The sequence below is a fragment of the Pseudomonas sp. GW821-FHT07G06 genome, from assembly GCF_058986625.1.
On record NZ_JBYSVW010000011.1, the window covers coordinates 195746 to 220422 of the forward strand.

Genomic DNA, 24677 nt, shown 5'->3' on the forward strand with positions numbered 1-24677 from the left:
TAAGAGGCGGCATCATTGTCTACGGGTAATTTGGATTTCGAACAGTTCCGGGTATTCCTGGAAAAAGCCTGTGGCATTTTGCTCGGTGAAAACAAGCAGTACCTGGTCTCCAGCCGTCTCAACAAACTGATGGAACAACAAGGCATCAAGTCTTTGGGGGAGCTGGTTCAGCGCATGCAGACCCAGCCGCGCAGCGGTTTGCGCGAACAGGTGGTGGATGCCATGACCACTAACGAAACCCTGTGGTTTCGTGACACCTATCCGTTTGAAGTCTTGAAGAACAAGGTCCTGCCCGAAGCGATCAAGGCCAGCCCCGGCCAGCGCCTGCGTATCTGGTCGGCGGCGTGCTCGTCGGGCCAGGAACCTTATTCGCTGTCGATGTCCATCGACGAGTTCGAACGGGTCAACATGGGCCAGTTGAGGATGGGCGTACAGATCGTTGCCACCGACCTGTCCGGGACCATGCTGAACAACTGCAAGACCGGCGAGTACGACAGCCTGGCCATCGGCCGCGGTCTGTCGCCCGAGCGCCTGCAGCGTTATTTCGACCCGAAAGGGCCGGGACGCTGGGCGATCAAGGCGCCGATCAAGAGCCGGGTGGAATTCCGTTCCTTCAACCTGCTGGACAGTTATGCGAGCCTCGGCAAGTTCGACATCGTGTTCTGCCGCAACGTGCTGATCTACTTCTCCGCCGAGGTGAAGAAGGACATCCTGTTGCGCATCCACAGCACGTTGAAGCCGGGGGGGTACCTGTTCCTCGGTGCTTCCGAAGCGTTGAACGGTTTGCCGGATCATTACCAGATGGTCCAGTGCAGCCCGGGGATCATTTACCAGGCGAAATGATGCAGAAGCGGCGCGCCTAAAAACGGGAGTCCTCAGGGACTCCTTTTTTATGCGCGCCGCTTTTGCATCACGTAGGAGCTGCCGCAGGCTGCGATCTTTTGATCTTGTTTTTTAAAATCAAAAGATCGCAGCCTTCGGCAGCTCCTACAGGGGGCGGCGTCCGATCCAGAGAGGGGCAGTGCCCGATTCGGGAGAGGGCGGTTGGGGGTTGGGGAAAGCGGCAGAAAAGCGGCAGGCGGCGGAAAACCGTTGCCGCTTTTCTGGCATTGCCGCCTTGCCATGTCCGGCAAAGCCCCGGTTTTCGGGCTTTTTTGAATTGGCATGGGGCTTGCTAAGTTGATCCTACGAAAAATCAGGTCACCCGAAGGTTTCCCGACATGAGCATCAGCTTCGATAAAGCGCTCGGTATCCACGAACAAGCCCTGGGCTTCCGCGCCCAGCGTGCCGAAGTCCTGGCCAATAACATCGCCAACGCCGATACCCCGAACTACAAGGCTCGGGACCTGGACTTCTCGAAAGTGCTCGCCGAGCAGAACGAGAAAACCAAAAGCGGCACCTTCGCCTTGAACATGACCAACAGCCGTCATATCGAAGCCGAAGGCCTGGGCAATGGCGACGAGTCGTTGCTGTATCGCACGCCGATGCAACCGTCGATCGACCAGAACACCGTGGACGCCCAGCTGGAACAGTCGAACTACGCGGAAAACGCGGTCAATTTCCAGGCCAGCTTCACCCTGCTCAACAGCAAATTCAAAGGGCTGGTGTCAGCCCTGCGCGGAGAGTAAGCCATGTCTCTATCCAGTGTTTTCAACATTGCCGGTAGCGGCATGAGTGCGCAGACCACGCGTTTGAACACCGTCGCTTCGAACATCGCCAACGCCGAGACCGTCTCGTCGAGCATCGACCAGACCTACCGCGCACGTCACCCGGTGTTCGCCACTATGTTCCAGGGTGGCCAGAGCGGCGGCAGCGACTCGCTGTTCCAGAACCAGGACGCCGCCGGCCAAGGCGTGCAGGTGCTGGGTGTGGTCGAAGACCAGAGCAATCTCGAGGCGCGCTACGAGCCGAACCATCCGGCCGCCGATGCCAAGGGCTACGTCTACTACCCGAACGTCAACGTGGTTGAAGAAATGGCTGACATGATTTCCGCGAGCCGTTCGTTCCAGACCAACGCCGAAATGATGAACACCGCCAAAACCATGATGCAGAAAGTCCTGACCCTCGGTCAGTGATAAGGGGCGACTCAGATGAGTGTTACCGATTCCACCAGCGGTTTGAGCCTCAACGACATCCTGGCCAACTCTTCGATCAAGACCAACACCACGACTGACGGGCTCGCCTCGGCAGCCGGCAGCGCCTCGGGCAACAAGGCCCTGGGCAAGGATGCGTTCCTGCAGTTGCTGGTCACCCAGTTGAAAAACCAGAACCCGCTGGAGCCTCAGGACAACGGTGCGTTCGTGGCCCAGTTGGCGCAGTTCAGCAGCCTGGAAGGCATCACCACGCTCAACGACACCGTGAGCGGCCTGGCCAGCAACTACAACTCGTCCCAGGCCTTGCAGGCGTCGTCGCTGGTGGGCCGTTCGGTCATCGCGCCGGGTGACAAGGCTGTGGTCGATACCACCAAGAGCCTCAGCGGCACGGTGGTGGTGCCGTCTTCGGTGGCGTCCGCCACCCTGAAGATCACCGATTCAACCGGCAAGACCGTGCGCACCATCGACCTCGGTTCGCAGAAGGCCGGCAACGCCAGCTTCATCTGGGATGGCAAGAACGATGCGGGTGAGACGGTACCTGCGGGCACCTACACCTTCGGCGCCACGACCACGATCGACGGCAAGTCCGTCGCGTTGATCACCAACCTGCCCGCGACCGTCAACAGCGTGACCATCAGTCAGACCGGCGGTGAGTTGATGCTCAATCTGGCCGGGCTGGGCAGCGTTGCTCTGTCCAAAGTACAAACCATTGGTATGTAGAGCCGACTAACACGGCACAAAGGAGTGGATGATGTCTTTCAATATCGGCCTTAGCGGTCTCTATGCAGCCAACAAGCAACTGGACGTGACCGGCAACAACATCGCCAACGTTGCGACCACCGGTTTCAAATCGTCCCGTGCAGAATTCGAAGACGTGTACTCGGCGACCCGCCTGGGTACCGGCAGCAAGACCGTCGGCAACGGCGTGCGCCTGGCCAACGTTTCCCAGCAGTTCGGCCAGGGTGACGTGAGCAACACCGGCAACGTGCTCGACATGGGTATTCAGGGTAACGGCTTCTTCGTCCTGAGCAACAACGGTTCGCTGACCTACACCCGTGCCGGTACGTTCAAGACCGACAAGGAAGGCTACGTCACCAACAGCGACGGTACTGCCCGCCTGCAAGGTTACGGTGTGGATTCCAACGGCAAGATCGTCAACGGCGTGCTGACCGACCTGCGGATCGACACTTCCAATCTGGCGCCGAAATCGACCAGCACCGTGTCGTCGACGATCAACCTGAACTCCACGTCGGCGGTGATCGACCAGACGGTTGCGGCGAACAAGTTCGACCCGACCAAGACCGAGACCTTTACCAAGTCGTTCAGTACCCCGATCTTCGATACTCAGGGTAACCAGCACACCATGGATCAATACATGGTCAAGACTGGCGCGAACACCTGGGACACCTACACCCTGATCGATGGTCGCAACCCCGATGGCAGTGATCCCAAGCTTACCGCTCCGATTGCTTCGACCATGTCGTTCGATGCCACCGGCAAACTGACTTCGGTCAGCACACCCGTGACGCCGCCCACCACGCCACCGACTTCGGTGATCAGCAGTGACCTGAAGATCACCAACTGGACCCCGGGCTCCGTGACCGGTGGCGTCTGGAAAGCCAACGGCGCCGCAGCCGATCCGGCTGGGTTGACCATCGCCATGGCCAACACCACTCAGTTCAACGCCGACACCGCGCGTTCGATTCCGGCACAGAACGGCTACGCCACGGGCCAGATCACCAACCTGACCATCGACGGCAGCGGTGTGCTGCTGGCCAACTTCAGCAACAACCAGACCAAGCCCATCGGCCAGATTTCCCTGGCCAGCTTCACCAACGAGCAAGGCCTGCAGCCGGTAGGCGGCACCAGCTGGAAAGAAACCTACGCATCGGGCATCCCGGGCTACGATGCGCCGGAGACCGGCACCCTGGGTTCGATCGTTTCCAACTCCCTGGAGGAGTCCAACGTCAACCTGACCAACGAGCTGGTCGACCTGATCAAGGCGCAGAGCAACTACCAGGCGAACGCCAAGACCATCTCGACTCAGAGCACCATCATGCAGACCATCATTCAGATGACTTGATGCTGGAGAGTGCTGCATAAAAAGCCCCTCGAGAGAGGGGCTTTTTTGTGAGTGTCAGATACAGATCAAAAGATCGCAGCCTCGCTTCGCTCGACAGCTCCTACAGGGATCGCATTTCAATGTAGGAGCTGTCGAGCGAAGCGAGGCTACGATCTTTTTCATGGGCAAAAGAAAACCCCCGATAAACCAGAGGCTCATCGGGGGTTTCGAGCAAGCGCCTTGCGGTGCTTACCGGCTCAGCTTATTGGCAAGCTTCGCAATCCGGCTCGTCGATGGCGCAAGCCTTCGGCACTGGAGCAGGGCCGGCAGGCGCTGCCAGGACCGAATCTTCACCGTGGTTGCCGCCGCTGGAAACAGCGTTCAGCTTGCCGGTGTTGATGGTCGACTTCTCGGTGCTGGTCGCGGCCAAGGCACGGAGGTAGTAAGTGGTTTTCAGGCCACGGTACCAGGCCATGCGGTAGGTCACGTCCAGCTTCTTGCCCGAGGCGCCGGCGATGTACAGGTTCAGCGACTGAGCCTGGTCGATCCACTTCTGACGGCGGCTGGCAGCGTCGACGATCCACTTGGTGTCCACTTCGAAGGCGGTCGCATAGAGCTCTTTGAGTTCCTGCGGGATGCGCTCGATCTGCTGCACCGAACCGTCGTAGTACTTCAGGTCGTTGATCATGACCGAGTCCCACAGGCCGCGAGCCTTGAGGTCGCGAACCAGGTACGGGTTGATCACGGTGAATTCGCCCGACAGGTTCGATTTCACATACAGGTTCTGGTAGGTCGGTTCGATCGACTGCGATACGCCGGTGATGTTGGCGATGGTCGCGGTCGGTGCGATGGCCATGATGTTGGAGTTACGAATGCCTTTCTGTACGCGGGCGCGAACCGGTGCCCAGTCCAGGGTTTCGTTCAGGTCGACATCGATGTACTTCTGGCCGCGGGCCTCGATCAGGATCTGTTGCGAATCCAGAGGCAGGATGCCTTTGGACCACAGCGACCCCTGGAACGTCTCGTACGAGCCGCGCTCGTCGGCCAGGTCGCAGGAAGCCTGGATCGCGTAGTAGCTGACCGCTTCCATCGACTTGTCGGCGAACTCGACGGCAGCGTCGGAACCGTAAGGGATGTGCTGCAGGTACAAGGCGTCCTGGAAGCCCATGATGCCCAGGCCGACCGGACGGTGCTTGAAGTTGGAGTTCTTCGCTTGCGGCACCGAGTAGTAGTTGATGTCGATCACGTTGTCGAGCATGCGCACGGCGGTGTTCACGGTGCGTTGCAGCTTGGCGGTGTCCAGCTTGCCGTCGACGATGTGGTTCGGCAGGTTGATCGAGCCCAGGTTGCAAACGGCGATCTCGTCCTTGTTGGTGTTCAAGGTGATCTCGGTGCACAGGTTCGAGCTGTGGACCACGCCGACGTGCTGCTGCGGGCTGCGCAGGTTGCACGGGTCCTTGAAGGTCAGCCACGGGTGGCCGGTTTCGAACAGCATGGACAGCATTTTGCGCCACAGGTCTTTGGCCTGGATGGTCTTGAACAGCTTGACCTTGCCCGGGTACTCGGTCAGGGCTTCGTAGTACTCGTAGCGCTCTTCGAAGGCCTTGCCGGTCAGGTCGTGCAGGTCCGGCACTTCGGATGGCGAGAACAGGGTCCACTTGCCGTCATCGAAGACACGCTTCATGAACAGGTCGGGGATCCAGTTGGCGGTGTTCATGTCGTGGGTGCGACGACGGTCATCACCGGTGTTCTTACGGAGTTCGATGAACTCTTCGATGTCCATGTGCCAGGTTTCCAGGTAGGCACACACAGCGCCTTTGCGCTTGCCACCCTGGTTAACGGCAACGGCGGTGTCGTTCACGACTTTCAGGAACGGAACCACGCCCTGGGACTTGCCGTTGGTGCCCTTGATGTACGAACCCAACGCACGAACCGGCGTCCAGTCGTTGCCCAGGCCGCCCGCGAATTTCGACAGCATGGCGTTGTCGTGGATCGCGTGGTAGATGCCCGACAGGTCATCCGGCACGGTGGTCAGGTAGCAGCTCGACAGCTGTGGACGCAGGGTACCGGCGTTGAACAGGGTCGGGGTCGAAGCCATGTAGTCGAAGGACGACAACAGGTTGTAGAACTCGATGGCACGGGCTTCGCGGTCTTTCTCTTCGATCGCCAGGCCCATGGCCACGCGCATGAAGAAGATCTGCGGCAGTTCGAAACGCACGCCATCCTTGTGGATGAAGTAACGGTCGTACAGGGTCTGCAGGCCCAGGTAGGTGAATTGCTGGTCGCGCTCGTGGTTGATCGCCTTGCCCAGTTTTTCCAGGTCGAAGGAGGCCAGCTCAGGGTTCAGCAGCTCGTATTCGATACCCTTGGCGATGTAGGCCGGCAGCGCCTTGGCGTACAGGTCGACCATCTCGTGGTGGGTGGCGCTTTCGGCGACGCCGAGGAAGCCCAGGCCTTCGGCACGCAGGGTGTCCATCAGCAGGCGCGCGGTCACGAACGAGTAGTTAGGCTCGCGCTCGACCAGGGTACGGGCAGTCATCACCAGGGCGGTGTTGACGTCGGTCAGGGCCACGCCGTCGTACAGGTTCTTCAGGGTTTCGCGCTGGATCAGGTCGCCGTCGACTTCTTCCAGGCCTTCGCACGCTTCGGTGACGATGGTGTTCAGGCGGCCCATGTCCAGCGGCGCCAGGCTGCCGTCGGCACGGGTGATGCGGATCGACGGGTGCGCTTGTACCGGCTCTTCGGTGGTACGAACGGCACGTTCCTTGGAACGGGCATCACGGTAGATCACGTAGTCGCGAGCGACTTTCTGCTCGCCGGCACGCATCAGGGCCAGCTCGACCTGGTCCTGGATTTCTTCGATGTGGATGGTGCCGCCCGATGGCATGCGACGCTTGAAGGTCGCGGTGACCTGTTCGGTCAGGCGGGCAACGGTGTCGTGGATTCGCGACGAGGCAGCAGCGGTGCCGCCTTCAACTGCGAGAAACGCTTTGGTGATGGCGACGGTGATTTTGTCATCGGTGTAGGGAACGACAGTGCCGTTACGCTTGATCACGCGCAGTTGGCCAGGCGCGGTGGCGGACAGATCCGAATTCGAATCGGCGGCCTGCGGCAAGGTGCCCTGCGGGTTCTCGCGAGTTGTGTCGGTTTGCATGGGGGAGTGTCTCCACATTCTCTATGTTTGTTTGGGCACCATCACGGTGCCCACCGTTCCGTCCTGAAGCACTACAACCGGCGAGCGCCGGGCATAACAACTTCGGGACAGTAGGAAGGGGGCTTTATGGGGCGCCGCTTCCATGCCGAAGTCTTTGGTCTCACGCCTTGGGCCTGAAACCTTGGTCCTTTGCAGGTGACAGTTGGGACTGCAACACCCGTACCGTTTTCACCACTCGGGGCCGAAACACAGTAGCCATCCGCATGCGCGGTTTGGTCTTTCGAAAATACGTTTGGTTCAACCGGACAGAGGCAATAAAAGCGCTTGAAATTGGTGTCTGGTTTGTGTTTGGTTTTTCGCGCAAAACCCTATATCTAGGGTTTTTTTAGCGCCGGGCTACAAGATAATGCGTTTTAGGGGAGGATTGCAACGTACTACCTGTGGATAAACCTGTGCGTAAATTGTGTGTGAAAGAGGGAACCGGCGTGTAGGCCGCGACGCTGCTGGACCGGACCTTTTTTCAGCGATTTTCTGCGATCGAAAACGGTCGCCCGGATTTTTAAGGGCGCGAACCCTATCACAAAAAACCGCGTTGTCCGAACGCATTTACCCGCTTGTGTTCTCGACGGGCGGCGTTTATACATTCGGCTCAGCGTGTATACATATTTGTCCCCCCGAATCATTACAAAAAGACGGGTGGATCCTTCCTTATTAGTGTTTTTGGCAAGCAGAGGTCACCCGTGGAGCAAGAAGCCTGGCAGGTATTGATTGTGGAGGACGACCAGCGACTGGCCGAACTGACCCGCGATTACCTGGAAGCCAATGGCCTGCGTGTGTCGATCGAAGGGGATGGTGCCCTCGCTGCGAACCGCATTATCAAGGAACAACCGGACCTGGTGATCCTCGACCTGATGCTCCCCGGTGAAGATGGCCTGAGCATCTGCCGCAAGGTCCGCGCCCGTTATGACGGCCCGATCCTGATGCTCACCGCCCGCACCGATGACACCGACCAGATTCTCGGCCTGGACCTGGGGGCTGACGATTACGTCTGCAAACCGGTGCGCCCGCGCCTGCTGCTGGCGCGCATCCAGGCCCTGCTGCGCCGTAGCGAAACGCCTGAAGTTGCCCCGGAAAAACAGCGGCGTCTGCAGTTCGGCCCGCTGATCGTCGACAACGCCTTGCGCGAAGCCTGGTTGCAGGGCAACGGCATCGAGCTGACCAGCGCCGAATTCGACTTGCTCTGGCTGTTGGTGGCCAATGCCGGGCGCATCCTCTCCCGGGAGGAGATCTTCACTGCGCTGCGAGGTATCGGTTATGACGGTCAGGACCGCTCCATCGATGTGCGCATCTCGCGCATCCGCCCCAAGATCGGCGATGACCCTGAGCATCCACGGCTGATCAAGACCGTGCGCAGCAAAGGCTATCTGTTCGTTCCCGAGGCTTGCGTAGACCAGACCCTGTGAACTCGATCTTCCTGCGTATCTATGGCGGCATGTGTGCCGCGCTGATTCTGGTGGCGGTTCTCGGTGTGCTGGCCTTGCACCTGCTCAATCAGGTGCGCAGCGAGCAATACCGCGAGCGCCTGGCCCACGGCACGTTTTCGCTGATGGCCGACAACCTGCAACCGATGAACCAGACCGAGCGCCATCGGGCCTTGCTGGTGTGGGAGCGGTTGCTGGGCATTCCGCTGGCGCTGAAAACCTTTGCCGAGACTGACCTGGACCTGACCCAGCGCACTCGTGTGTTGCGCGGCCAGGCATTGGTGGAGCAGACCGGCCCGCACGCGGCAAAGGTCTACAAGTTGGTCAGCGACAAGGAACAGTTGATGCTGACCGGGGAAGTGCAGCAGATCAGCGAGCAACTGGCCCGGGCGACCATCTACCTGTTGACCGATGAGCTGGTGCGCACCCCCGTAGCCGATCAGCCCATGCGTCTGGCGCAATTGAAGCAAGACAAGGGCTTTGGCTTCGACCTGCGCCTGGTCACGGTTGACGAGGCGGACATGGACGAAGACCAGAGCCGCCGGGTGTCCGAGGGCGACACCGTGATGGCGCTGGGCAAGGAAGGCGATTCGATCCGGGTGTTTGCCGGCATGGTCGGCACGCCGTGGGTCCTGGAAATCGGCCCGTTGTATCAGATGAATCCTTATCCCCCGCAATGGCTGGTGCTGATCGCCGCGCTGGGCCTGACGCTGATCGGTTTGATCGTTTATCTGTTGGTGCGCCAACTCGAGCGCCGTTTGCGTGGCCTGGAGGCCGCCGCCACGCGCATTGCCCAGGGCAGCCTGGAAACCCGCGTGCCGGCGCGCGGCGCGGACTCGGTGGGACGACTGGCCTCGGCGTTCAACGGCATGGCCGAGCACTTGCAGCAGTTGTTGGCGATCCAGCGCGAACTGGTGCGCGCGGTGTCCCACGAATTGCGCACGCCGGTGGCGCGCCTGCGCTTTGGCCTGGAGATGATCGGCTCGGCCACCACGCCGCAAGCCCTGGAAAAATACTGCCAGGGCATGGACAACGACATCGAGGATCTCGACCGGCTGGTGGACGAGATGCTGACCTACGCGCGGCTCGAACAGGGTTCCCCGGCACTGAATTTCCAGCGGATCGATCTGGATGCCTTGGTCAACCAGGTGATCGAGGAACTGGCGCCGTTGCGTGCCGACGTCACGGTACAGCGGGGTTTGTGCCTGTCGGCCGCTGATAACGACGATGCCTGGGTCGAGGCCGAACCGCGTTATCTGCACCGGGCGATCCAGAACCTGGTGAGCAATGCCATGCGCCATGCGCAATCACGGGTGACCATCAGCTATCAGGTGGGGCAGCAGCGCTGCCGGGTGGATATCGAGGATGACGGGCCGGGGGTACCGGAGTCGGCGTGGGAGAAGATCTTCACGCCGTTCCTGCGTCTGGACGACAGCCGCACCCGCGCGTCTGGCGGGCATGGGCTGGGGTTGTCGATCGTGCGGCGCATCATCCATTGGCACGACGGGCGTGCGTTGATCGGCAAGAGCAAGAGTCTGGGTGGGGCGTGTTTCAGCCTGAGCTGGCCGCGCAATCAGGAGAAGCGTTGAGGTCTGTGTAGTCTGTTATGGCCCCTTCGCGAGCAGGCTCGCTCCCACACTGGATCTATGCCACACCACAACTCCCTGTGGGAGCGAGCCTGCTCGCGATGGCGGCCTGACAGGCACCAAAACCCTCAAGCCTTGATACTGACCAGACTCAACAACTGCCCATCCTTGACCCCGAACTGCGCATCCAGCTCGGTGCCGTTGCACCATTCGCCGGACAAATCCGTGAGCAGTCGCAACCGCACCTCACCTGACTCACGCCACTCCAGCACTTCGGCGTGTTCGAAATAAAACCGTTGCTGAACGATCGGATAAAGTGCCTTGAACAGGCTTTCCTTGACCGAGAACGTCAGGGTCACCAGCAACGCCCGTTGCTCGCGAGGACCAAGCCCCATGCGCTGTAACTCCGGCGGGTTGAGGATTTCCCCGGCCAGGCGTTCGGCGCGTTCGACATTGAGCAGGTTTTCCAGGTCCATGCCCAGGCCGCGCCAATGGCTTTTGTTCGCGACGATCGCTGCGGCCCGGCCCGTGCTATGGGTGATCGAGCCCGTGATATGAGCAGGCCAGACCGGCGCCCGGTCTTCACCAATGGCCGGTATGACGCTCAAACCTTCCAGACGCTGCAATGCAGCCCGGGCACACACCCGCCCGGCGAGAAACTCCGCCTGCCGTTTGGCGACAGAGCGCTGAATGCTCGCCGGCACCTCCACTGCGCTGCGCTGAAAGTCATCGCTGGCCAGTCGGGCGCTATCGAAGTGAGTGCTCAACAGGACCGTATCGGGCAGCACGAATGGCAGCGGCCAGTGGTCATCGAGAGGGGTGCAGCAGACGGGCAGGGCTGGATTCATGTCGGCATTTTGCCGGGTTGCATTGGGTCTGGGTAGTGCAAAGCTTCAGATTGGTGTTGCCGCCTTCGCGAGCAGGCTCGCTCCCACAGTGGATTTGTGTCGCTTGCACAATTCCTGTGGGAGCGAGCCTGCTCGCGAAGCGGTCTACCGGTTCAACCAAAGATCTTTTTGAGGAACCCCTGCATGTCCGCCCACGATTTTTCATCGGCGGCCTTGTTGTAGCCAATGTCCGGTCCGCCATGATCGCCATGGCCCAGTCGATCGGCATCCGGGTTGGTGAACCCATGCTTGGCGCCATCGAGGCTGACGAATTCATAGTCGGCCCCGGCCTTGTCCATCTCACTCTTGAAGGCGGTGATGCTCTCCGGGGTGACGATGCTGTCCAGCGCCCCGTGCTCCACCAGAATCTTCGCCTTGACGCTGCCTGGCGTTGCCGGCGTATTCGTCGCCAATGCGCCATGGAAACTCACCACGCCTGCCAATGGCACGCCCTGTCTGGCGGCATTGAGCACCACGCCACCGCCGAAGCAGTAGCCGATGGCGGCGATTTTATGCGGATCGGTCTGCGGTTGTTTTTTCAACAGGTCGAGCCCGGCCTGAAACCTTGCGCTCGACACGGCACTGTCTTTTGTCACGGCCTGCATGAAGGCCATGGCGTCCTTGGGGTGTTCGGTATTTTTGCCGTCACCGTACATGTCGATGGCCAGGGCGCTGTAGCCCAGGCCGGCGAGATCCCGGGCGCGGCGCTTGGCGTAGTCGTTCAGGCCCCAGAACTCATGCACCACCACGACCCCGGGGCGCGGGCCCTTGAAGGTGTCGTCGTAGGCGAAGTAGCCCATCATTTTCGTGCCGTCGGCACCTTGGTAGGGGATTTCCCGGGTCTGGATGGCAGCCTGGCTGAGCCCGCTCAAGGCCAGCAGGAGGACAGCGAAGAACATGCGCATGGTCGGATCTCCTGTTGAAACGTGTCGAAACATTCGGGAAAGGGCGGTTCAGCCCAGGTTCAGAGTGCGTTCAGGGGGAGTTCAGGCCGCGGTGCGTAACCTTGCCTCGTACCCAAAAAACAAACGGCACATGAGGAACTCCCCAATGACTGCATTCAAAAAACTGCTTCTGGCATTCACGGTTCTGGGCGCAAGCACCGCAGCCTTCGCCTCCGATGACAACTTCGCCAGCCTTACTCTTGGACAGACCAGCGACAAGATCAAAAAATCCCACGCACTGAACGACAACCTCAACCACCCGAACGCCGATGGTGTGATCGGCAAGGACACCACCTGGGGTGTTCGTCTGGGCCAGCAGAATAGCCAGGGCCGTTACTACGCCACTTACGACAACGTTTCGGGATCGCACAACGGCATTAAACTGCGTCAGGAAAACCTCCTGGGCAGCTACGATCTGTTCTACCCGGTGGGTGGCAGCACCAAATTGTTCGGCGGTGCCACGGCGGGCCTGACCAAAATGACCCAGGAGTCGCCAGGCTTCAGTCGCGACAGCAATATCGGCTACGCCATCGGTGGCCAGGCGGGTGTGCTGCAACAGGTTTCGCAGAACACCTCGGTTGAACTGGGTTACCGTTACCTGCGCAGCAACGCCAGCACCGAGATGAGTGAGCGCGGTGGCAGCAAGCAGGGTTCGCTGGACCTGACCAGCAGCGCCCAGACCTACCTGTCCGCCAACTACGCTTTCTGACAAGCGTTTCGTGAGCGGCCTGCGCCGGATCGGTCCGAGTGACTGATCCGGCGTAGCCATGTTAGCTATTGAGGTGCGACGTTGCGCCTCTGGAGATGTTGATTTGCCCGGGAGAGTGTTATGAAACTGCTGGTCGTCGAAGATGAAGCGTTGCTGCGTCATCACCTGAAAACCCGCCTGACGGAAAGCGGCCACGTGGTCGAGTCCGTGGCCAACGCCGAGGAGGCGCTGTACCAGACCGCGCAATTCAACTTTGACCTGGCGGTGATCGACCTCGGTCTGCCGGGCATGAGCGGGCTCGACCTGATTCGCCAGTTGCGTTCCGGTGGCAAGACCTTCCCGATCCTGATCCTCACCGCGCGCGGCAACTGGCAGGACAAGGTCGAAGGCCTGGCCGCCGGCGCCGACGATTACGTGGTCAAGCCGTTCCAGTTCGAAGAGCTGGAGGCTCGCCTGAATGCCTTGCTGCGCCGCTCCAGCGGTTTCACCCAATCGACCATCGTCGCCGGTCCCTTGCTGCTGGACCTCAATCGCAAGCAGGCGTCCCTCGACGAACAGCCGCTGGCACTGACCGCATATGAGTACCGCATTCTCGAATACCTGATGCGCCACCATCAGCAAGTGGTGCCCAAGGACCGCTTGATGGAACAGCTCTACCCGGATGACGACGAGCGTGATCCGAATGTGATCGAGGTGCTGGTCGGCCGTCTGCGCCGAAAACTGGAGGGGCCGGGCGGCTTCAAGCCAATCGACACCGTGCGCGGCCTTGGCTACCTGTTCAATGAGCGTTGCACTTGATCCGTTCGCTGCGCATTCGCTTGATGCTCGCCGCCACGCTGTTGGCGGTGTTGTTCATGTTGGCGTTGCTGCCGGCGATGCAGGGCGCCTTCAGCCTGGCATTGCAGGACTCCATCGAGCAGCGTCTGGCATCGGACGTGACCACGTTGATCTCCGCCGCCCGGGTCGAGAACAACAGCCTGCAGATGCCGGCGCAATTGCCCGACGAGCGCTTCAACCTCACCGACAGCCGACTGCTCGGCTATATCTATGACCGTGAAGGGCATCTGGTCTGGCGCTCCAAGGCGACCCGGGAAGAACGCATCAATTACAAGCCGCGCTATGACGGACGTGGTAGCGAGTTTGCGCGGATCCGCGAAGCCAACGGCCAGGAGTTCTTCGTCTACGACGTCGAGGTCAAGTTGCTCGGCGGCAAAAGTGCAGCCTTCAGCATCGTGGCCCTGCAACCGGTTCGTGAGTACGAACTGACCCTCGAAGGCCTGCGGGAAAATCTCTATCTGGGTTTTGGTGCGGCACTGCTGGTGCTGTTGGCATTGCTGTGGATCGGCCTGACCTGGGGTTTGCAGGCATTGCGGCGCTTGAGCCAGGAGCTGGACCAGATCGAAGGTGGCACCCGCGAAAGCCTCAGCGAGGAACATCCCCGGGAATTGCTGCGCCTGACCGGCTCGCTCAACCGTTTGCTGCACAGTGAACGTGAGCAGCGCAGTCGCTACCGTGATTCCCTCGATGACCTGGCCCATAGCCTGAAAACGCCCCTGGCGGTGTTGCAGGGCGTCAGTGAAGACATGGCCCAACGTCCCGAGGATCGCGATCAGGCCTGGGTGCTGCAAACCCAGATCGAACGCATGAGCCAGCAGATCAGCTACCAGTTGCAGCGCGCCAGCCTGCGCAAGAGCGGTCTGGTACGTCATCAGGTGCACTTGCACCCGGTGCTGAAAAGTCTGTGCGACACGCTGGACAAGGTCTATCGCGACAAGCGTGTGCACGTCGCGTTCGACCTGCCCGACCCGTGCCATGTACCGATCGAGCAGGGCGCTTTGTTGGAAATGATGGGTAACCTGCTGGAAAACGCCTATCGCCTGTGCCTCGGCGAAATACGCATCAGCGTGCGTGAAACCCTCAGCGGCACCGAGTTGTGTGTCGAGGACGACGGCCCCGGCGTACCGCAGGATCAGCGCGCACGGATTCTCGAGCGCGGCGAGCGCCTGGACCGTCAGCATCCGGGGCAGGGCATCGGCCTGGCGGTGGTCAAGGACATCATCGAGAGCTACAGCGCCCAGTTGACCCTGGGTGATTCACCGATGGGCGGGGCGGCTTTCCGGATTCACTTTCCGGTGGTTTAGCTGTGTTTTATCGGGCGCCATCGCGAGCAAGCTCGCTCCCACAGGGATTAGCGGTGAACACTTTTTTGTGAACGACACTGATTCATTGTGGGAGCGAGCCTGCTCGCGAAGAGGCCAGTGAAGACAGCAAAAAATCGGCCTGGAAATTCAGTGTTCCTGCGCCCGATAGGCCCCCGGTGTCAGCCCCGTCCACTTCTTGAACGCCCGGTGAAACGCCGACGGTTCGGAAAACCCCAATTGCTCGGCGATCTGTTGCAACGACAGGTCAGCGCGGCTCAGGTGGTAAATCGCGATGTCCCGGCGCAACTGGTCCTTCAATTCCTGAAAGCTCGAACCCTCTTCGCGCAAATGCCGGCGCAAGGTTTGCGGGCTGATGTGCAAGTGCGCGGCTACGGCTTCCAGGTCGGGCCAGCGAGAACTGTCTCGGCTCAGCAAGCGGCGCAAGCGGCTGCTCAAACTATCGCCATCATCCGGGCGCGAAAGCAGGTTTGCCGGGGAGTGCTCAAGAAAATGCTTGAGGGTGCGCTCATCCTGCAACAGCGGCATGGTCAGGTAGCGGCTGTGAAACAACAGGCTGCTCTGGGGGCGTGAAAACTCAAGCGGGCAGGAAAACAGCAGGTCGTACTCGGCGCCGTGTTCCGGCCGCGGGTAGCTGAACGTGGCCTGTTCCAGGCGAATGCGCTGGCCGATCAGCCAGCTGCCGAAACGGTGCCAGATCACCAGCAGAGCCTCGGTCAGAAAGTGGTCCGGGTCCCAAAGCTGCGAGTCGTCCAGGCTCAGGCGGACCCATTCGTCCTCGTGAGTCAGGGTCAAACGCGGAGTCCCGGGGAATAGGCTATAAAACAATAAGCCGCGATTGAGTGCCTTATCCAGGCTGCGGCAGTGGATCACGGCATGGCACATCATCGCGAAGCTGCCCGGTCTGCTCGGGGCTTGCCCGAACCCCAGGTACTCGTCGTCCAGTGCCAGCCATAAGGCCTTGATCAATTGGGTGAACTGCTCCGGAGCGATGCGCGCCCGCGGTTCGTCCAGCAGCTCGGGGCTGATTCCCAGTTGTTGCAGCAGTCTCGAATAGTCGTAGCCGTGTCGACGCGCCCCCCCGAGAACGGCGCGGGCGAAATGACTGGCGATGGTGCGTTCGCGCATGGCAGCAGATCTGACCGTTGAACGACGGATGGTAGCTGTGCACTGCGGGCATGAACAGGGCGGATATCCGCCAAATTGCAGGACGACTTTTAGTGGAAGGGCGGAAATCCGCCACACCGTTGTAACCACCCGGTGACAGGGAAATTGCTGCAACCCCTGATATCAAAAGGCTTGCAGGGTTTTTACGGAAGGTGGCACGGGCCTTGCGATACAACGAGCAGATGCCTGCCGTTGCGCAGCTCGAAAAAACAAATCCCTCCAGTGCAGGAGGGTTCGCAATTGCGGTGTTGCGGGCAACAGATGGATGTTGTCACCGGGCACCCTTGAGGAACTTTGCAATGACGACTCGTCAGCCACTGTACAAATCCCTGTATTTCCAGGTGATCGTTGCAATTGTCATCGGTATCGCCCTCGGTCACTTCTACCCACAGCTCGGTGTGGCCGTGAAGCCACTGGGTGACGGGTTCATCAAGCTGATCAAAATGATCATCGCCCCGATCATCTTCTGTACCGTTGTCAGCGGTATAGCCGGCATGCAGGACATGAAGTCGGTGGGCAAGACCGGTGGCTATGCGCTGTTGTACTTCGAGATCGTATCGACCATCGCCCTGCTGGTCGGTCTGGTCGTGGTCAACATCGTGCAGCCGGGCAATGGCATGCACATCGACGTCGCCACCCTCGATGCCTCCAAGATTGCCACTTATGTTGCAGCCGGTGCTGACCAAAGCGTCGTCGGCTTCCTGCTGAACGTGATCCCGGCCACCATCGTTGGCGCTTTCGCCACCGGCGACATCCTGCAAGTGCTGATGTTCTCGGTGATCTTCGGTTTCGCCCTGCATCGCCTGGGTGCCTACGGCAAGCCGCTGCTGGACTTCATCGATCGCTTCGCCCATGTGATGTTCAACATCATCAACATGATCATGAAGCTCGCGCCGATCGGTGCCTTCGGTGCCATGGCCTTCACCATCGGTGCCTACGGTGTCGGTTCGCTGGTGCAGTTGGGTCAACTGATGGCGTGCTTCTACATCACTTGCCTTCTGTTCATCCTGATCGTGCTGGGCTCCATCGCTCGCATGCATGGTTTCAGCGTGCTGAAGATGATCCGCTACATCCGTGAGGAACTGCTGATCGTGCTCGGTACTTCTTCTTCGGAATCGGTGCTGCCACGCATGCTGATCAAGATGGAGCGTCTGGGCGCGCAGAAATCCGTCGTAGGCCTGGTGATCCCGACCGGCTACTCGTTCAACCTCGACGGTACTGCGATCTACCTGACCATGGCCGCGGTGTTCATTGCCCAGGCAACTGACACGCACATGGACATCACGCACCAGATCACCCTGCTGGTGGTGTTGCTGCTGTCCTCCAAAGGCGCCGCCGGTGTGACGGGTTCGGGCTTCATCGTGCTGGCAGCCACCCTGTCCGCCGTCGGCCACCTGCCGGTTGCCGGCCTGGCGCTGATCCTCGGCATCGACCGCTTCATGTCCGAAGCCCGTGCCCTGACCAACCTGATCGGTAACGCCGTGGCGACCATCGTTGTGGCCAAGTGGGTCAAGGAACTGGACACCGACGTGCTGCAAGCCGAACTGGCTTCGGGCGGTCGCGGCATCGCCGACGAGCCTAAAGACGATGTTTTGGGCCACGTCGAAGAGGTAGCCCCGGCTAACGCCAAGTAAGCCTTGCTCTGATGAAAAACCCGCTTCGGCGGGTTTTTTGTTGCCTGCGGATTGAGCGTAACGGTCACTGCACGTGGCGTATAAGGTGATTGCCGCAAAGCGATCGGCTGCCTAGGCTGTGGGCATTGTTAACGGAGAACGTTCATGCTCGGTCCATTGGCATCACTCAAGGTTCTGGATTTTTCGACACTGCTGCCGGGGCCGTTCGCCTCGTTGCTGCTGGCGGACATGGGCGCCGAAGTGCTGCGCATCGAATCACCCACCCGCCTGGATCTGCTGCGGGTGTTGCCGCCCCACGATCAAGGGGTGTCGGCCAGTCATGCCTACCTCAACCGCAACAAGCGCAGCCTCGCCCTGGACCTCAAGCAGCCTGAGGCGCTGGATGTCATCAAGCAGCTGTTGCAGGACTACGACATCGTGCTGGAGCAATTCCGCCCCGGTGTCATGGATCGACTGGGGCTGGGGTATGAGGCCCTGAAGGCGATCAACCCAAAACTGATTTATGTGTCGATCACCGGCTACGGCCAGACTGGCCCCTACAAGGACCGCGCCGGCCACGACATCAACTATCTGGCCTTGTCCGGGCTGGCGAGTTACACCGGCCGAGCCGACAGTGGGCCACTGCCGTTGGGCATGCAGGTGGCGGATGTCGCCGGTGGCTCACTGCACGGGGTGATTGGCCTGCTGGCGGCGGTCATCGCCCGGCAGCAAACCGGTCAGGGCCAGCACCTGGATGTCAGCATGACCGACTGCGCGTTCAGCCTGAATGCGCTGGCGGGTGCCGGATATCTGGCCTGTGGCGTCGAGCCGGGGCCGGAAAACCAGGTGCTCAATGGCGGCAGCTTTTACGATTACTACCGCTCCCGGGATGGGCGTTGGCTGTCGGTGGGCAGCCTGGAGCCGGTGTTCATGAAGCAGTTGTGCGCGGCGTTGGGGCTGGAGGAACTGGCTGGTCTCGGCCTGTCACCGCAACCGGCGCACCAGAAACAGCTAAAGGACGCGTTGAGGGTCGAATTCGAAAAGCATGATTTTGCCGAGTTGCGTGCGCTGTTCGCTGAGCTGGATGCGTGCGTCGAGCCGGTGTTGAGCCTGGGAGAAGCGCTGTGTCATCCGCAGTTGCAAGCGCGGGAGTTGGTGGCCGACGTGCCGCGGGACGATGGTTCAAGCCAGGCGCAGATGGCGTGCCCGCTGAAGTTTTCAGAGGGCTTGCCAGAGCCGAAGCATATCGGCGTGGCGCTGGGGCAGCACACGGATCAGGTGTTGGGGGAGTTGGGGTTTGGTGTCGAGCGGATTGATGAATTGCGGCGAGCCAAGGTGATTCTCTAGGGCCTGTCAGGCCGCCTTCGCGAGCAGGCTCGCTCCCACACTGGGTTTGTGTCACGCCGCCGATCCCCTGTGGGAGCGAGCCTGCTCGCGAAGGCGGCCGCACAAACACCGAAAATCCAACTACTCGACCCGCATCTCCCCACTGAACACCAAGGTGTTGCGACACCGCCGGCACAGATACCGCCGCCCTTGCCGCACCAGGCTGTGGCGCTGGGCCGAGAACGGGAAGTCGCTGTCGGCGCACGGGCATTTGTAGATGTAACGGGTCACGCTGCGGCGTTTGACGTCATAGGTGTGGCAGCGGTTGGGCGGCAGTTCGTACACGCCGCGCATGATCAATTGCCACTCTTCGCCATGGGGCTGGATGCGGTCGCCGAACAGCTGGTGGGCGATCAGGTGCGCGACTTCATGGGCCACGGTCTGCTTGAGGAAATCCTCGGTATTCTCCCGGTACAGCTGCGGGTTGAAGCGCAGCAGGTTCTCGTGCAAATGCGCGACACCGGCTTTTTGCCCGCGCAGCTTGAGGCTCACCACGGGGCGCTTGAAAGGTCGTTTGAAAAAGGATTCGGCTAGTTGGAAACAGTCTTCGACGCGGGAATTGAGTTGCTCGGGCATGCTTGATGGATCTCCAGAGCGGTCGAGTATGCCGCAACCCTCGGGCCTTGCGAATCACCAGGTTGCCGAATGGTCATGGGCTTTCTCGTTGCTGAAGAATGAAAAGGCCGCCTCGCGGCGGCCTTTATCGGCAGTTCTGATTTTCGGTGATGAACGGCTAATTGGTGTAGACCGGCCCCACGCCGAGTCCCCAGACAATCACAGTGAACGCCATGATGGCGACCAGCACCACCAGGCCTACGGCGAGCACTGAACTTGAAAACAGGAAGCCCTCGTCAGATGGAATGTTCATGAACGTCGGTAAGCCCACATACAGCAGGTACACCGTGTAGCAGATGGCTGCGGTACCGACGATCATCCCCAGCCACAAGTGCGGGTACAAGGCCGCGAGGCCGCCGATGAACAAGGGGGTCGCGGTGTAGGTTGCAAACGCAATGCAGCGGGCGAGGCTTGGGTTGGCGTCATAGGTGCGGGCCATCCAGTGAATGAATGCGCCCATTACCGCGACACCCCCGAGCATCGCCAGGTACGACATGACCGTCATCCAAATCGCGCTTTCTACGGTCAACATCACGGGAGGCCGATTGCCGATGACCCAGCCGACCTGTGTGGTACCAATGAAGGCAGACACGGCGGGGATAGCCGCCAGGATCAGCGTATGGGTCAGGTACATGTGGCTGATGCTTTCCTCCTGGTCGCCACGGATTTCTTTCCATTCTTGGTCAGGGTGGGTGAAGAGCCCCACTACGTGATGGATCATGCCAGTCACTCCTCTTGTCTTTACCGTCGCCCCCCAGTGGAGCGCCTACGGGCCAATGCGGCCAAGCAAGTCACAGGTCTGAAATATGTAAGCGACCTTATGTCGCAGTATAGGGAGGAGTTTCCCCGGGTGGAGCAGGGGCTTTAGAGCAAATCGCGCTGTAAACACGGGGCCTAATCGCGGTTGCGTCTGTAGAGTCTGCCGAAGGCTGCGATCTTTTGATCTTTGGTGATTTCAGCGCCATCGAAGATCAAAATCAAAAGATCGCAGCCTTCGGCAGCTCCTACGGGGCGATTTTTTGCGTAAAATGCCCGCCTTTCGTCACACCTCACGGATTTCGCGTCATGGGCACTCTCACGGTCAACCAGAACAAACTGCAAAAGCGCCTCCGCCGACAGGCCGGTGAGGCGGTTGCCGATTTCAACATGATTGAAGACGGCGACAAGGTCATGGTCTGCCTGTCCGGTGGCAAGGACAGCTACACCATGCTCGATGTGCTGATGCACTTGCAGAAGGTCGCGCCGATCAAGTTCGAGATCGTGGCCGTGAACATGGACCAGAAGCAGCCGGGCTTCCCGGAGCACGTGCTGCCGGCCTACCTGAAAGAGCTGGGTATCGAATACCACATCGTCGAGAAAGACACGTATTCGGTGGTCAAGGAGCTGATTCCGGAAGGCAAGACCACGTGCTCGCTGTGCTCGCGCCTGCGTCGCGGCACGCTCTACACCTTTGCCGATGAAATTGGCGCGACCAAGATGGCCCTGGGTCACCACCGCGACGACATCGTCGAAACGTTCTTCCTGAACATGTTTTTCAACGGTTCGCTCAAGGCCATGCCGCCGAAGCTGCGCGCCGACGATGGTCGTAACGTGGTGATCCGACCGCTGGCCTACTGCAACGAAAAAGACATCCAGGCCTACTCGGATTTCAAGCAGTTCCCGATCATTCCGTGCAACCTCTGTGGTTCCCAGGAAAACCTGCAGCGTCAGGTGGTCAAGGAAATGCTGCAGGACTGGGAACGCAAGACCCCGGGCCGTACCGAGAGCATTTTCCGCAGCCTGCAGAACGTGATCCCGTCGCAACTGGCGGACCGCAATCTGTTTGACTTCACCAGCCTCAAGATCGACGAAAGCGCGGCTTCGCGCTTCGTCAACGTGGTCAACCTCTAACCACAACTACTGTGGGAGCGAGCTTGCTCGCGATTGCGCCATGTCAGTCGACTTCAATGTTGAATGACACACCGCTATCGCGAGCAAGCTCGCTCCCACAGGTTTTTTCGTTTTATTTCAGATTACTGGAGAGGGCATGCGCGATTACAAGTGGCTCAATGAATACTGTCTGAACCGCTTCGGTTCGGCGGCTGAACTGGAAGCCCATCTGCCCGTTCCCAAAACCCCGGCGCAATTGCGCAAGATCAGCGACGATCGCTACCTCTCGATGATGGCGCTACGGGTGTTTCGCGCCGGGCTCAAGCACAGCCTGGTGGACGCCAAGTGGCCAGCCTTCGAAGAAGTGTTCTTCGGGTTCGACCCGGAAAAAGTCGTGCTGATGAGCGCCGAGCACCTTGAGCGGCTGATGCAGGACACGCGGATCATCCGTCACCTGGGCAAGCTCAAGAGTGTGCCGCGCAATGCGCAGTTCATACTGGACGTGGCCCATGAAAAGGGCAGCTTCGGCGAGCTGATCGCCGACTGGCCGGTGACCGATATCGTCGGGCTCTGGACCTGCCTGAAAAAACGCGGACATCAGTTGGGTGGCCTGTCAGCCCCGCGCTTCCTGCGGATGATCGGCAAGGACACCTTTGTGCCGAGCTACGACGTGGTCGCGGCTTTGAATGCGCAAGACATCATCGACAAGGTGCCGAGCAGTCTGCGCGACCTGGCGTTGGTGCAGGACGTGTTCAACCAGTGGCATGAGGAAAGCGGCGGGCGGCCGATGAGCCAGATTTCGATGATGCTGGCGTACACCGTCAATCATTGATGGGGTGGGTGGCCAAAAAGATCGCAGCCTTCGGCAGCTCCTACAGGGGAATGTGTAAACCTGTAGGAGCTGCCGAAGGCTGCGATCTTTTCTGTCAGGCGACGGACGTCTCGCCCTCGCCAGCCAGCTTGCGGTTCAACTGATAACGCCAACGCACATACAACAGTGCCGAGCAAAACACCGCCAGGCTCGCGCCCATCTCCAGCAAACCGAAGATTTGCCGGTTCGGGTCATAAGCGGCCAATGCGCCCTTGATGAAATACAGGTTCACCACAAAGCACATCCATGAATGCCCGCGAGGACTGCCGACGATCATGCCCGGCGCCAGTATCAGCAGTGGCACCAGTTCGATCAGCAGAATCACCCATGGCCGGGCGCCATGCAGGTCGGCGATCAGCAGGTAGTAGACGCACAGCAGGCCCACCAGCCCCAAAAAGCACAGCAGGCTGATGACACGCATCGCCCGCACCCGCGGCTCGAGCCAGTCAATGGCGGGGAGAATCTTCGGCTTCCTGGCCACTTCAGCTCTCCAGTTTCTGTGCAGTCTTGGCCAGGCGCATGCCCAGCGCGCGGCACAGCGCCACTTCATGGCTATCCAGGCCGCTTTTGCCGTCGGCACCGGCGTGGTGGCTGGCGCCATAGGGTGTGCCGCCGCCCTGGGTTTCCAGCAGTGCCGATTCGCTGTACGGCAGGCCGGTGATCAGCATGCCGTGGTGCAACAACGGCAACATCATCGACAGCAGGGTCGTCTCCTGGCCGCCGTGCAGGCTCGCGGTGGAGGTGAACACGCCGGCCGGCTTACCCACCAGGGCGCCGGTCAGCCACAGGTTGCTGGTGCCGTCGAGGAAGTACTTGAGCGGTGCGGCCATATTGCCGAAGCGGGTCGGGCTGCCGAGGGCCAGGCCGGCGCAGTTCTTCAGGTCGTCGAGGCTGGCATACAGCGCGCCTTCGTCGGGAATCTCCGGCGCAACGGCTTCGCACTCGGTGGAAATCGCCGGCACCGTGCGCAGGCGGGCTTCAAGCCCGGCCTGTTCGACGCCACGGGCGATCTGCCGGGCCATTTCGTTGGTCGAGCCGCTGCGGCTGTAGTACAGAACCAGAATGTAAGGTGCACTCATGGCAACAATTCCAGGATCTGCTCCGGTGGACGACCGATGACGGCTTTGTCACCGACTTCGAGAATCGGTCGCTCCATCAGTTTCGGGTGAGCGGCGATGGCGGCGATCAATTGCGCTTCGCTCAGGCTGCCATCGGCCAGATTGAGGGTCTTGTACTCGTCCTCGCCGGTGCGCAGCAATTGCCGCGCGCTGATCCCCAGCTTGCCCAGCAGGTGCTGGATTTGCGTGGCGTCCAGCGGAGTGTCCAGGTAACGCACCACGGTCGGGGCCAGGCTACGGGCTTCAAGCAGTTCGAGCGCTCCGCGGGATTTCGAGCAGCGCGGGTTGTGATAAAGCGTCAGATCGGTCATGAGCGGGTCGCATCTTGCGTAAGGTGGCGGCTATTCTAACTGTGCAGCGCGCAATCCAGAACCGTGAGAGGCGATGGGTCGCAGGTGCATTCAATTTTTGACAAGGAACACGACATGACAAGGCGACTGGCAGCAGCATTGGCGATCATCGGAGCGTTGATGCTGGGGGGCTGCGGGAATGACTATGGCATCGATCAGGACGGCCACAAGATCGCCGCCGACCGACTGGACGGCAAATGGCTGGTACTCAACTACTGGGCAGAATGGTGCGGACCCTGCCGTACCGAAATCCCAGAGTTGAACACCCTGGCCGAGCAACTCAAGGACAAGAAAATCGGTGTGTTCGGGGTCAACTTCGACAACGTCCAGGGGCAGGAACTGAAGGGCGCGAGCGAGAAACTGGGGATCAAGTTCACGGTGTTGGCCCAGGACCCTGCCGAATTGTTCGAATTGCCGCGCAGCGAGGCATTGCCGGTGACGTACATCATCGATGACAAGGGCAAGGTGCGTGAGCAGTTGATGGGTGAACAGACGGCGGCGGGGGTGATGGCGAAGCTTGAGGCGTTGCAGGCAAAAAATTAAGGCAAAAAAAGATCGCAGCCTGGGGGGGGTTCTCCAGAGTTTTGTTTCCTCCTTTAGGGGGTGTCGCCGG

At 60.2% G+C, this 24677-nt stretch carries 24 protein-coding genes; 15 read left to right on the plus strand and 9 right to left on the minus strand.

Going from position 1 to position 24677, the window contains the following annotated elements; all coding sequences use genetic code 11:
- The first annotated feature begins 15 nt into the window (after positions 1-15).
- The 5 genes from cheR (at position 16) to flgE (ending at position 4176) form a co-directional block, all read left to right on the plus strand.
- Positions 16-843: a protein-glutamate O-methyltransferase CheR gene (gene cheR, locus AC3WJW_RS19740; RefSeq protein ID WP_007980127.1), complete on the plus strand. Its 828-nt coding sequence runs from the start codon at positions 16-18 to the stop codon at positions 841-843.
- A 377-nt stretch (positions 844-1220) separates the two neighbouring features.
- The gene (gene flgB, locus AC3WJW_RS19745; protein ID WP_007980125.1) at positions 1221-1628 is read left to right on the plus strand and encodes a flagellar basal body rod protein FlgB; all 408 of its coding nucleotides are present in this window, start codon (positions 1221-1223) and stop codon (positions 1626-1628) included.
- A 3-nt stretch (positions 1629-1631) separates the two neighbouring features.
- Positions 1632-2075, plus strand: coding sequence for a flagellar basal body rod protein FlgC (gene flgC, locus AC3WJW_RS19750; protein WP_007937507.1), 444 nt, complete (start codon positions 1632-1634; stop codon positions 2073-2075).
- Between the two features lie 15 nt (positions 2076-2090).
- Entirely contained in the window at positions 2091-2813 is a 723-nt protein-coding gene (gene flgD, locus AC3WJW_RS19755; protein WP_493727061.1) for a flagellar hook assembly protein FlgD, read from the plus strand.
- 31 nt (positions 2814-2844) lie between these two features.
- Positions 2845-4176 carry a flagellar hook protein FlgE gene (flgE, locus tag AC3WJW_RS19760; RefSeq protein ID WP_493727062.1) on the plus strand — a complete coding sequence of 444 codons (1332 nt, stop codon included), beginning with the start codon at positions 2845-2847 and terminating at the stop codon, positions 4174-4176.
- Between the two features lie 241 nt (positions 4177-4417).
- On the opposite strand, the gene AC3WJW_RS19765 is transcribed toward flgE, so the two are convergent.
- Positions 4418-7309, minus strand: coding sequence for a ribonucleoside-diphosphate reductase subunit alpha (locus tag AC3WJW_RS19765; RefSeq protein WP_007980117.1), 2892 nt, complete (start codon positions 7307-7309; stop codon positions 4418-4420).
- A gap of 740 nt (positions 7310-8049) precedes the next feature.
- Between AC3WJW_RS19765 and AC3WJW_RS19770 the strand changes: the two genes are divergently transcribed.
- The gene (locus tag AC3WJW_RS19770) at positions 8050-8772 is read left to right on the plus strand and encodes a response regulator (protein ID WP_007980115.1); all 723 of its coding nucleotides are present in this window, start codon (positions 8050-8052) and stop codon (positions 8770-8772) included.
- Positions 8769-10379: an ATP-binding protein gene (locus tag AC3WJW_RS19775; protein WP_007980113.1), complete on the plus strand. Its 1611-nt coding sequence runs from the start codon at positions 8769-8771 to the stop codon at positions 10377-10379. The genes AC3WJW_RS19770 and AC3WJW_RS19775 overlap by 4 nt, the downstream gene beginning before the upstream one ends.
- A 125-nt stretch (positions 10380-10504) precedes the next feature.
- On the opposite strand, the gene AC3WJW_RS19780 is transcribed toward AC3WJW_RS19775, so the two are convergent.
- A complete protein-coding gene (locus AC3WJW_RS19780; RefSeq protein WP_493727063.1) occupies positions 10505-11224 on the minus strand; it encodes a 4'-phosphopantetheinyl transferase family protein in 720 nt (239 codons plus the stop codon).
- Positions 11225-11376: 152 nt separating this feature from the next.
- The gene (locus AC3WJW_RS19785; RefSeq protein WP_493727064.1) at positions 11377-12168 is read right to left on the minus strand and encodes a dienelactone hydrolase family protein; all 792 of its coding nucleotides are present in this window, start codon (positions 12166-12168) and stop codon (positions 11377-11379) included.
- Between the two features lie 145 nt (positions 12169-12313).
- Here AC3WJW_RS19785 and AC3WJW_RS19790 point away from each other — a divergent pair, with 145 nt between their 5' ends.
- From AC3WJW_RS19790 to AC3WJW_RS19800, 3 genes are all read left to right on the plus strand, one after another.
- The gene (locus tag AC3WJW_RS19790) at positions 12314-12916 is read left to right on the plus strand and encodes a hypothetical protein (RefSeq protein ID WP_493727065.1); all 603 of its coding nucleotides are present in this window, start codon (positions 12314-12316) and stop codon (positions 12914-12916) included.
- Positions 12917-13036: 120 nt separating this feature from the next.
- Positions 13037-13714 carry a response regulator transcription factor gene (locus AC3WJW_RS19795; protein ID WP_007980106.1) on the plus strand — a complete coding sequence of 226 codons (678 nt, stop codon included), beginning with the start codon at positions 13037-13039 and terminating at the stop codon, positions 13712-13714.
- Complete coding sequence (locus AC3WJW_RS19800; protein ID WP_493727066.1) at positions 13711-15057, plus strand: ATP-binding protein; 1347 nt, start codon at positions 13711-13713, stop codon at positions 15055-15057. Before AC3WJW_RS19795 ends, AC3WJW_RS19800 begins: the two co-directional genes overlap by 4 nt.
- Before the next feature lie 147 nt (positions 15058-15204).
- Here the strand turns inward: AC3WJW_RS19800 and AC3WJW_RS19805 are convergent, their stop codons facing one another.
- Entirely contained in the window at positions 15205-16203 is a 999-nt protein-coding gene (locus tag AC3WJW_RS19805; RefSeq protein WP_493727067.1) for an AraC family transcriptional regulator, read from the minus strand.
- A 338-nt stretch (positions 16204-16541) separates the two neighbouring features.
- Between AC3WJW_RS19805 and AC3WJW_RS19810 the strand changes: the two genes are divergently transcribed.
- Complete coding sequence (locus AC3WJW_RS19810; protein WP_493727068.1) at positions 16542-17876, plus strand: dicarboxylate/amino acid:cation symporter; 1335 nt, start codon at positions 16542-16544, stop codon at positions 17874-17876.
- Positions 17877-18020: 144 nt separating this feature from the next.
- Positions 18021-19202, plus strand: a complete 1182-nt coding sequence (locus tag AC3WJW_RS19815) for a CaiB/BaiF CoA transferase family protein (protein ID WP_493727069.1) — start codon at positions 18021-18023, stop codon at positions 19200-19202.
- A 120-nt stretch (positions 19203-19322) separates the two neighbouring features.
- Here the strand turns inward: AC3WJW_RS19815 and AC3WJW_RS19820 are convergent, their stop codons facing one another.
- The gene (locus tag AC3WJW_RS19820) at positions 19323-19817 is read right to left on the minus strand and encodes a SprT family zinc-dependent metalloprotease (protein WP_007980095.1); all 495 of its coding nucleotides are present in this window, start codon (positions 19815-19817) and stop codon (positions 19323-19325) included.
- 157 nt (positions 19818-19974) lie between these two features.
- On the minus strand, positions 19975-20577 hold the full coding sequence (locus tag AC3WJW_RS19825; RefSeq protein ID WP_015096459.1) for a Yip1 family protein: 603 nt from the start codon (positions 20575-20577) through the stop codon (positions 19975-19977).
- Positions 20578-20921: 344 nt separating this feature from the next.
- Between AC3WJW_RS19825 and ttcA the strand changes: the two genes are divergently transcribed.
- The gene (ttcA, locus tag AC3WJW_RS19830) at positions 20922-21746 is read left to right on the plus strand and encodes a tRNA 2-thiocytidine(32) synthetase TtcA (RefSeq protein ID WP_015096458.1); all 825 of its coding nucleotides are present in this window, start codon (positions 20922-20924) and stop codon (positions 21744-21746) included.
- A 136-nt stretch (positions 21747-21882) separates the two neighbouring features.
- A complete protein-coding gene (locus AC3WJW_RS19835) occupies positions 21883-22557 on the plus strand; it encodes a DNA-3-methyladenine glycosylase I (RefSeq protein WP_493727070.1) in 675 nt (224 codons plus the stop codon).
- 94 nt (positions 22558-22651) lie between these two features.
- Here AC3WJW_RS19835 and AC3WJW_RS19840 read toward each other — a convergent pair whose 3' ends face one another.
- From AC3WJW_RS19840 to arsC, 3 genes are read right to left on the minus strand one after another with little or no spacing between them, the layout of a single operon-like run.
- Complete coding sequence (locus AC3WJW_RS19840; protein WP_102699792.1) at positions 22652-23077, minus strand: DUF2069 domain-containing protein; 426 nt, start codon at positions 23075-23077, stop codon at positions 22652-22654.
- A 1-nt stretch (position 23078) separates the two neighbouring features.
- On the minus strand, positions 23079-23675 hold the full coding sequence (gene wrbA, locus AC3WJW_RS19845; RefSeq protein ID WP_104449061.1) for an NAD(P)H:quinone oxidoreductase: 597 nt from the start codon (positions 23673-23675) through the stop codon (positions 23079-23081).
- Complete coding sequence (arsC, locus tag AC3WJW_RS19850) at positions 23672-24025, minus strand: arsenate reductase (glutaredoxin) (protein ID WP_493727071.1); 354 nt, start codon at positions 24023-24025, stop codon at positions 23672-23674. Before arsC ends, wrbA begins: the two co-directional genes overlap by 4 nt.
- 114 nt (positions 24026-24139) lie before the next feature.
- On the opposite strand from arsC, the gene AC3WJW_RS19855 reads away from it, so the two are divergent.
- Complete coding sequence (locus AC3WJW_RS19855; protein ID WP_104449059.1) at positions 24140-24607, plus strand: TlpA disulfide reductase family protein; 468 nt, start codon at positions 24140-24142, stop codon at positions 24605-24607.
- The last annotated feature ends 70 nt before the right edge of the window (positions 24608-24677 follow it).

Bases quoted from the DNA above. Each gene is read 5' to 3' on its own strand.
- AC3WJW_RS19825 (WP_015096459.1), bottom strand. From the start codon at position 20,577: ATGATCCATCACGTAGTGGGGCTCTTCACCCACCCTGACCAAGAATGG.
- AC3WJW_RS19795 (WP_007980106.1), top strand. From the start codon at position 13,037: ATGAAACTGCTGGTCGTCGAAGATGAAGCGTTGCTGCGTCATCACCTG.
- AC3WJW_RS19835 (WP_493727070.1), top strand. From the start codon at position 21,883: ATGCGCGATTACAAGTGGCTCAATGAATACTGTCTGAACCGCTTCGGT.
- AC3WJW_RS19810 (WP_493727068.1), top strand. From the start codon at position 16,542: ATGACGACTCGTCAGCCACTGTACAAATCCCTGTATTTCCAGGTGATC.
- flgD (WP_493727061.1), top strand. From the start codon at position 2,091: ATGAGTGTTACCGATTCCACCAGCGGTTTGAGCCTCAACGACATCCTG.
- flgB (WP_007980125.1), top strand. From the start codon at position 1,221: ATGAGCATCAGCTTCGATAAAGCGCTCGGTATCCACGAACAAGCCCTG.
- AC3WJW_RS19780 (WP_493727063.1), bottom strand. From the start codon at position 11,224: ATGAATCCAGCCCTGCCCGTCTGCTGCACCCCTCTCGATGACCACTGG.
- AC3WJW_RS19820 (WP_007980095.1), bottom strand. From the start codon at position 19,817: ATGCCCGAGCAACTCAATTCCCGCGTCGAAGACTGTTTCCAACTAGCC.
- wrbA (WP_104449061.1), bottom strand. From the start codon at position 23,675: ATGAGTGCACCTTACATTCTGGTTCTGTACTACAGCCGCAGCGGCTCG.
- flgC (WP_007937507.1), top strand. From the start codon at position 1,632: ATGTCTCTATCCAGTGTTTTCAACATTGCCGGTAGCGGCATGAGTGCG.
- AC3WJW_RS19765 (WP_007980117.1), bottom strand. From the start codon at position 7,309: ATGCAAACCGACACAACTCGCGAGAACCCGCAGGGCACCTTGCCGCAG.
- AC3WJW_RS19805 (WP_493727067.1), bottom strand. From the start codon at position 16,203: ATGCGCGAACGCACCATCGCCAGTCATTTCGCCCGCGCCGTTCTCGGG.
- AC3WJW_RS19785 (WP_493727064.1), bottom strand. From the start codon at position 12,168: ATGCGCATGTTCTTCGCTGTCCTCCTGCTGGCCTTGAGCGGGCTCAGC.
- ttcA (WP_015096458.1), top strand. From the start codon at position 20,922: ATGGGCACTCTCACGGTCAACCAGAACAAACTGCAAAAGCGCCTCCGC.
- AC3WJW_RS19855 (WP_104449059.1), top strand. From the start codon at position 24,140: ATGACAAGGCGACTGGCAGCAGCATTGGCGATCATCGGAGCGTTGATG.
- AC3WJW_RS19790 (WP_493727065.1), top strand. From the start codon at position 12,314: ATGACTGCATTCAAAAAACTGCTTCTGGCATTCACGGTTCTGGGCGCA.
- AC3WJW_RS19815 (WP_493727069.1), top strand. From the start codon at position 18,021: ATGCTCGGTCCATTGGCATCACTCAAGGTTCTGGATTTTTCGACACTG.
- flgE (WP_493727062.1), top strand. From the start codon at position 2,845: ATGTCTTTCAATATCGGCCTTAGCGGTCTCTATGCAGCCAACAAGCAA.
- arsC (WP_493727071.1), bottom strand. From the start codon at position 24,025: ATGACCGATCTGACGCTTTATCACAACCCGCGCTGCTCGAAATCCCGC.